Origin of the sequence: Chitinophaga sp., assembly GCF_036569125.1 — a bacterium.
Classification (GTDB): Bacteria; Bacteroidota; Bacteroidia; order Chitinophagales; family Chitinophagaceae; genus Chitinophaga.
In genome coordinates, this window is the sequence record NZ_DATCRF010000462.1 from 1 (window position 1) to 7,308 (window position 7,308).

Annotated in this window: 8 protein-coding genes; all 8 read left to right on the forward strand. The window is 48.0% G+C overall.

The features are described from left to right. Positions 1-1,608 (forward strand): hypothetical protein (locus VIM87_RS17330; protein ID WP_331998217.1); only part of this gene is annotated, 1,608 nt, incomplete at its 5' end. A gap of 80 nt (positions 1,609-1,688) precedes the next feature. Next, a complete protein-coding gene (ric, locus tag VIM87_RS17335; protein WP_331998218.1) occupies positions 1,689-2,627 on the forward strand; it encodes an iron-sulfur cluster repair di-iron protein in 939 nt (312 codons plus the stop codon). Between the two features lie 19 nt (positions 2,628-2,646). Beyond that, a complete protein-coding gene (locus VIM87_RS17340) occupies positions 2,647-3,486 on the forward strand; it encodes a DUF2249 domain-containing protein (RefSeq protein ID WP_331998219.1) in 840 nt (279 codons plus the stop codon). Then, complete coding sequence (locus VIM87_RS17345; RefSeq protein ID WP_331998220.1) at positions 3,479-4,759, forward strand: hypothetical protein; 1,281 nt, start codon at positions 3,479-3,481, stop codon at positions 4,757-4,759. The genes VIM87_RS17340 and VIM87_RS17345 overlap by 8 nt, the downstream gene beginning before the upstream one ends. After that, positions 4,740-5,066, forward strand: a complete 327-nt coding sequence (locus VIM87_RS17350) for a metal-sulfur cluster assembly factor (protein ID WP_331998221.1) — start codon at positions 4,740-4,742, stop codon at positions 5,064-5,066. Before VIM87_RS17345 ends, VIM87_RS17350 begins: the two co-directional genes overlap by 20 nt. Before the next feature lie 201 nt (positions 5,067-5,267). Further along, positions 5,268-5,717, forward strand: coding sequence for an Hsp20/alpha crystallin family protein (locus tag VIM87_RS17355; protein ID WP_331998222.1), 450 nt, complete (start codon positions 5,268-5,270; stop codon positions 5,715-5,717). Positions 5,718-5,728: 11 nt separating this feature from the next. After that, positions 5,729-6,019, forward strand: coding sequence for a hypothetical protein (locus VIM87_RS17360; RefSeq protein ID WP_331998223.1), 291 nt, complete (start codon positions 5,729-5,731; stop codon positions 6,017-6,019). 285 nt (positions 6,020-6,304) lie between these two features. Beyond that, positions 6,305-7,308 (forward strand): alpha/beta hydrolase (locus VIM87_RS17365; protein ID WP_331998224.1); only part of this gene is annotated, 1,004 nt, incomplete at its 3' end.

The window sequence follows — 7,308 nt, forward strand, 5'->3', positions numbered from 1 at the left end:
AGGAGGATCACGGATTACCTGAACCTGATGAACCGCATGGTTAAAGAACAGATGTTACAGCTGAAGCGCATGGCATTTGAAGCCGGCTCAGATCTCGTTAAGTATTTTGAAATGCTGCCGGAGAGCAGCCGGCTGAAACAGTTATACCTGCAAATGATAAATACGGAATGTGCGGTGGAAAAGGCAAAGCTGGAATCTTCCCTGCGCAGTCAAATGCGGCCCGGCAGCATTGAGGTGAACATCATGACCAAAACAGATAAGAATAATTACGATCCCCATGGCCGGATTATTGAAGATGGCTCGGATGCTGTAGCGGCATTAAGAGGATATGTTAACAGCGATCTTTCCAATTCATCCATTGTTTTTTCTGCGGGTATGAATCCCCGGCTTTACAATTACCTGGAAAAATGCCCGCAGTTCAATGCAGATGAAGATGGGAATTTCAGGAAAAAAGTAACCGTTAAGGTGAGCGATTTCCGCTCTGCACTGATCCAGGGAAAATATCTTGCCAAGAAAGGAATATGGGTAAGTGAATTCAGAATTGAGTCCGGCCTGAACTGCGGCGGGCATGCCTTTCCATCAGAAGGATACCTGATGGGGCCCATTCTCGATGAGTTCAAAGTACGCAAAACAGAGCTGGTGAATGCGCTGTTTGAGCTCTACAACCAGGCGCTGAAAAGTAAGGGCCTTAAAATATTCAAATACCCACCGCACTTAACTATTTCAGCACAGGGTGGAATAGGTACTGCTGCAGAGGATGCGCTGCTGCATAGCTATTATAACCTGGACAGTACCGGTTGGGGCACACCCTTTTTGCTGGTGCCGGAAGCTACAACTGTAGATGCAGTTACGCTGCAGCAGCTGTGCAAGGCGGAGCAAAAAGACCTGGAGCTTAGCCGGCATTCGCCCATGGGCGTAAGGTTCTACTACCTGAAAGGAAGCACGGGGCAGGAGGAAAGATTGCAGCGCATCCGCGATGGTAAACCCGGCAGCCCCTGTACGGAAAAGCACTTGTCCTTTAATACAGAGTTCACAGAACAGCCCATCTGCACCGCCTCCCGCCAGTATCAAAGAATGAAGATCGCGCAGCTGCAATCCCTGGCGCTGCCGGAGCGGGACTACCAGGATCAGCTGCAGCAGGTGCTGGATAAAGAATGTTTATGCGTAGGCCTCAGCAATGCAGCCGCCATAAAATACAATACGGTTTTTATCAAAAAGCTTCCTGCCGTGAATATTTGCCCCGGACCTAACATCATTCATTTTAACCGGGAGGTTTCCCTGCAAACCATGACGGATCATATTTACGGAAGAACCAATTTGCTGGAAGGCCGTGAAAGACCGCATATGTTCCTGGCAGAGCTGGGGCTGTACCTGGCTTACCTGGAAGAGCAGCTGGCAGAAGATAAGAAAGCAGATCAGCTAACGCAAAAAAAGAAATACTACACCGGCTTTTGCGAACAGCTGGCCAATGGCATTGCTTACTACCGCAGGTTAGCCGAAGCAGCTGTGATCACGGATAATGGCTTTTTGCCTGGACTGGATGCAGCAGAAATACGCCTGAATGAAATAAAACAGGGCTATGGTATTAATAGCGCAATACCTGCATAGAATAAAGCAAACTAATAAAAGACAATTTTGTCTTTTATTAGTTTTTGGTTGTATCTTTGTAATAAATAAACCAGTTTATTATGTCTGCCATATCAACGCTGGATGTTACACTGATTGAGCCAAGACTGAAACATCCTGTTATTTTCAATTACTTTGATGCATTACAGCCGGGAGAGAGCTTTATTATTCATAATGATCATGATCCCAAACCGCTCTACTACCAGCTGCTGGGGGAGAGGGGAAACATTTTTACCTGGGAATACCTGGAACACGGCCCTGAAAGCTGGCAGGTGAAAATTGAAAAGGTCCCGGATGATAAAGAAGAGGAAACGGTAGGCGCCATTGCCGCTGCCGATTACCGCAAGGCAGAAGTGTTCCGGAAAATGGGAATTGATTTCTGCTGCGGCGGCAGCAAAACATTAAAGCAGGCCAGCGGGGAAGCGGGCATTTCCGAAGCGGCATTAAAGCATGCGTTACAGGAAGCCGATAAAGCACCTGCATCCCGCTTGCAGGATTTTAGTCAATGGGATCCGGGATTCCTGGCCGACTATATCATTAACACACATCACCGGTATGTGAAAGATAATGCAGCGATCATTAGCGCTCTTGCGCAAAAAGTAGCACAGCATCACGGTAATGCACATCCCGAATTAATTGAGCTGGCAGCAAGGACCGGCTTTTTCTTAAACGACCTGTTAAGCCATTTGGCGAAAGAAGAAGAGACGGTTTTTCCGGTAATTAAACAGCTGGCCGCTGGTGGCAAAAGCCAGGTTTCATTGTCAGCCACCATTGACAGCATGAAAGAGGAGCACGAGGCGGCTGGTGATGACCTGCGTTTCTTCCGCAGCCTTTCCGATAACTATAGCCTGCCGCCGGATGCCTGTAATTCCTATGCTTACCTCTTTGAAAAGATGAAGGAGTTTGAAAGTGATCTGTTCCTGCATATCCACCTGGAAAATAATATCCTGTTCCCTAAAGCCATTGGCTTGGAAGAAGAACAGGGCCGGCAGCTGCGTTGAAAACAAAAGCCTGAAGATCATGTTCACCATTAATCAGCACTCGAAGATCGCCGCTATTATCAGGGCAAATAAAGACAGCATTCCTGCCATCGCCTCCCTTGCCAGGCCGCTTGAAAAATTGAAAAATCCGTTATTGCGAAAATTACTGGCAGCAAGGGTTACCGTTGCTGAAGCGGCAAAAATAGGCGGATGCACTTTACAGGATTTTGCAGCTGTGCTGGCGCCTCTTGGTTTTACATTTGAATTTACGGACAATGCAGGGCATGAAGCAGCGGCGCAAAAACCGGCCTGGCTAACGCACATTCCTGAAGAAAACATAAGGAGTTTTGATGTAAGGCCCCTGCTTGCCGCCGGCAACGATCCCCTGAAAGCAATCATGCAGCAGTACAGTGAGCTGGAAGGCGGCAGCATACTGCGCATTGTTAATTCATTCATCCCTTATCCGCTTATAAAATTACTGGAAAAGAAAAAGGCACAGTGTTTCACCGCAGCTGTAAGTGCGGCAGAGTACCATACCTGGTTTTTAAAACCCGCAGAAGAAAACACCCTGCAAACAGCCGCTGCGGGAAATGTGTTTGTTGAAACGGAACAGTCGTTCGCCACTGTTTGCAGTAATTTTTCAGGAGATCAGATCTCGGAAATTGATGTTCGCCAGCTGGAAATGCCCGGCCCCATGGAAAGGATCCTGCAATACCTGGAGCAACAGTCAGATGGACAGGCTTTGTATGTATACCACAAAAGAGTGCCGGTATACCTGCTGGAAGAGTTGGCAGACAAAGCCTGGCATATCCATATCCTTACGTATTCGGCAACAGATACCCGTTTGCTGATCTTTAAAAACCTTCCGGTCAATGTCTGATATCAGTATAGAAAAGGCGCCGCAGAACATAGCCGTACTTCCTTTTTACGGAACAGGCGCCTTTTTCTTTCTCCTGCTTGCGCTCCTGCTCTTTCTTTCTGCTGATGACCTCCGGGGATTTTATTTCACGCCTCATTTACTGGCCATCGTACATACGGCAGCGTTAGGCTGGGGAAGCATGGTGATATTTGGCGCTGCTTACCAGCTGCTGCCGGTTATCTGCGAAAATGAGCTGTTCAGCATACGCCTTGCCTTTATTTCGTACATACTGCTTTTCCTGGGTGTTAGCTGGCTGGTAGCAGCATTCTGGTATTTTATTCCCGGCGGGCTGATGATAACCGGAGGGGCATTGGTTTTCAGCGCTGCGCTATGTTACCTGGTGAATCTTGGATTAACGGCCGGCGCCTGCAAAAAATACACGGTCATAAAGGGTTTTATCTTTAGCTCGGCGCTCTGGCTGGTAATAACCACCGGCATAGGTTTGCTGCTGGCCATTAACCTTCGCTATCCATTCATAACAGGCGATCATCTTAATATTTTAAAGCTGCATGCGCACGCAGGGCTGGCAGGATGGTTCCTGCAGCTGATAACCGGGGTAAGCGCCAAAATGGTTCCCATGTTCCTGCTGGGTAAATCAAAAAAAGAAAAGCTGCTGCAAAGCGCTTTCCTGTTGCAGAATGCAGGGCTGTTATTTTTTGAGATAGATGCTTTTTTTGCAGGCATAACAGCAAGAGTGCTTTTATATACACTGCTGCTGGCAGCAGGGGTAGGGTGCTGGCTGCTTTACTTATATGATGCCTACCGCCACCGCATGAAAAAAGTGATGGATACCGGAATGAAGCATACAATGTTTTCATTCACCGGGCTGCTGGCCGCGTTGCTGCTTATCCCGGTTATTTATTACAGTGCAGCTCCCAAATGGAGCATCCTGTACGGAACATTGCTGTTCCTGGGATGGATCAGCGGTATCATACTGGGCAAAACTTTTAAAACACTGCCATTTATTATATGGAATGAGCATTACCGGAAACTGAACGGGAAGGTAAAGGTGCCCATGCCTAAACATCTCTATGCTGAAGGGTTATTGAAATACCAGTTCAGCGCTTATATCATTGCATTGTTATTGCTGGTAGCGGGGATCCTAACGGGCAACATGCCCACCATAAGGGTGGCCCTGCTTGCTTTTATAGGCGTGGCATGCTGCTATTGCCTGAACGTAGCAAAAGTTTTAATGCATAAAACCAGAACAGCAGATGGAAATATCAGTGAATGAGCCGTTCTATAATGAAAAGCTGCAGGCCTTATCTGCTTTGTACAGCGTAATGGACCCTGAGCTGATGGTAAATATTGTTGACCTGGGGTTGGTGTATGGCCTGCGCTTTGAAGAGGCCGGCGAACTGCTGGTTACCATGACGCTTTCCACACCTCACTGCCCGCTTGGGGAAGCTATAACAACCGGCGTTAAAAATTCATTGGCGCCTGTGTTCCCCGAAAGAACGGTACAAGTGAAAATTGTATGGGAGCCTGCCTGGGATCCGGAGATGCTTACTGCCGAAGGGCGCTGGCAGCTGGGATGGTAGCCATTTTTTGTGTAAAACCAGCAGTCTTATACCTGCCCTGACTGACAAAAATTTCGGATCCAGGGAAAAAATGACAGGATTGCTGAAAAAAGATCAGCCCCTGAGCGCCTGGCATTCCGGTTGCAAAGAACAAAATTGAAAGGTTGGCCAACCAATATTTAAAAACAATTTATTGTTCACTTATTTAAAAGGAGGTTAACTATGTCACTCATCAAAAGGAACGGGAACACATTCCCTGCATTCCCTGCGCTGTTCGACGACTTTTTTGGCCGCGAGCTTTTTAACTGGGGAAACAATAACTTCTCATCTACCAGCACCACCGTACCGGCCGTGAATATTAACGAAACCGCAGACGCTTTCGAAGTGGAAGTAGCTGCGCCCGGTATGGAGAAAAAAGACTTTAACATTACGCTGAATGGTAACCTGCTCACTATTTCTTCCACAAAAGAGCAGCGGGAGGAAAAGAAGGAAAAGAACTATACAAGGCGGGAATTCAGCTACCAGTCTTTCCAGCGCAGCTTTGAGCTGGCAAAAGATGTGGTGGATGAAGACAAGATCAATGCCCGCTACGAGAACGGATTATTGCACCTTACTATTCCAAAGAAAGAAGAAGCAAAACAAAAAGGGCCGCGCACTATCCAGGTAGCGTAAAACATATTCATATGACTTCAGCCAGCTATGAGATCATCATGAATATGCGGGTGCCGGAAGGTTATATTGAAACAGGCAGGTTTTTTATTGGTCCTGATAAGGAAGCGGCCTGCGAAATGTTTGCCCGGTTGCAGGGGAAGCCCGCCCTTACCGGTACTGCTATGCTGCGGATGGATCTTGTAGAGCAGCAGGAGGGCATTGCCACTGTAATACAGGCCCTGGGCTGTACCCTCTGTGAAGTGTCGGAGAATATGAAGACGATCCTGAGGGAAACATTTAAAATGCTCAATCTTGAGCCTTAGGAACCTGCAACAAAATGAATAAAAAAGCTGTCTGAATAAGGCAGCTTTTTTTATAGATAGCTGGCCCCAATACTAATCCCCTTATACATGCAGGCGCCGGGGCAATAAAGCACTATCTCCCCGCCAGGCGCCCTCCGGATCCGGCTAAAGGAATGCCCGGTTGAAGGGTTGTTTTGTCTAACTCACCATAAAACCAGTTCCCATCGCACAAACCAGGGGCTACTTTTGTTACGCCTGAGGCACACAGAACAGTTTCAGGATAAACAATTAAAAATTAACCTGCATATGGCATCCGCAAAAAATTTTAACCGCCGCCGCTTTTTAAGCATAGCCGCTTTAACCTTCACCGCAGCAAAGCTTGCCCCCTTAAATGCACTGGCCTCCACAGGAAGTCAAGCCAGGGACCATTATAAAAGCACCAGCCAGCCTCAAACCACCTTTACTGAAATTAAGCAGGTGAAGGCCGGGCTGCTGAATGTTGGTTATGCCGAAACAGGCCCTGCGAACGGCCAGGCCGTAATACTGCTGCATGGCTGGCCTTACGACATTCACAGTTACGCAGAAGTAGCGGCATTACTGGCAGCAAAAGGTTACCGGGTTATTGTGCCTCATTTGCGGGGGCATGGCAGCACGCAATTCCTGTCAGCTCAAACCTTCCGGAATGGCCAGCAGGTGGCCGTAGCGCTGGATATTATTGCGCTCATGGATGCGCTCAATATTAAAAAAGCCATTATAGGCGGTTTTGACTGGGGCGCACGCACCGCCAACATTATTGCAGTCTTATGGCCCGAACGCTGTAAAGCAATGGTGTCTGTAAATGGTTATCTCATCAACAACCTGGAGCGCAACAAACAACCGCTGCCGCCTAAAGCGGAATTGGGATGGTGGTATCAATACTACTTTGCCACCGAACGCGGGCTGCTGGGTTATACCGCCAACTGGCACGACTTCAATAAGCTGATCTGGAAAAATGTTTCTCCGAAATGGGAATTTGATGATGCAACATATGAACGTTCTGCTGCCTCTTTTAAAAACCCGGATTATGTTGCCATTGTTATTCATAACTACCGCTGGCGGCTGAGCGTAGCGCCGGGCGAAGCGCAGTATGATGTGCTTGAAAAGCAGCTGGCCGCAGCGCCGGTTATTACCGTTCCTTCAGTTACTTTGGATGGTGATTCAGATGGTGTGGTGCCTGCAGGCGACGGTTCGGCTTTTGCCAAAAAGTTCAGCGGCAAACATGTGCACCACATTATCAAAGGGGCCGGCCATAACCTGCCGCAGGAAGCGCC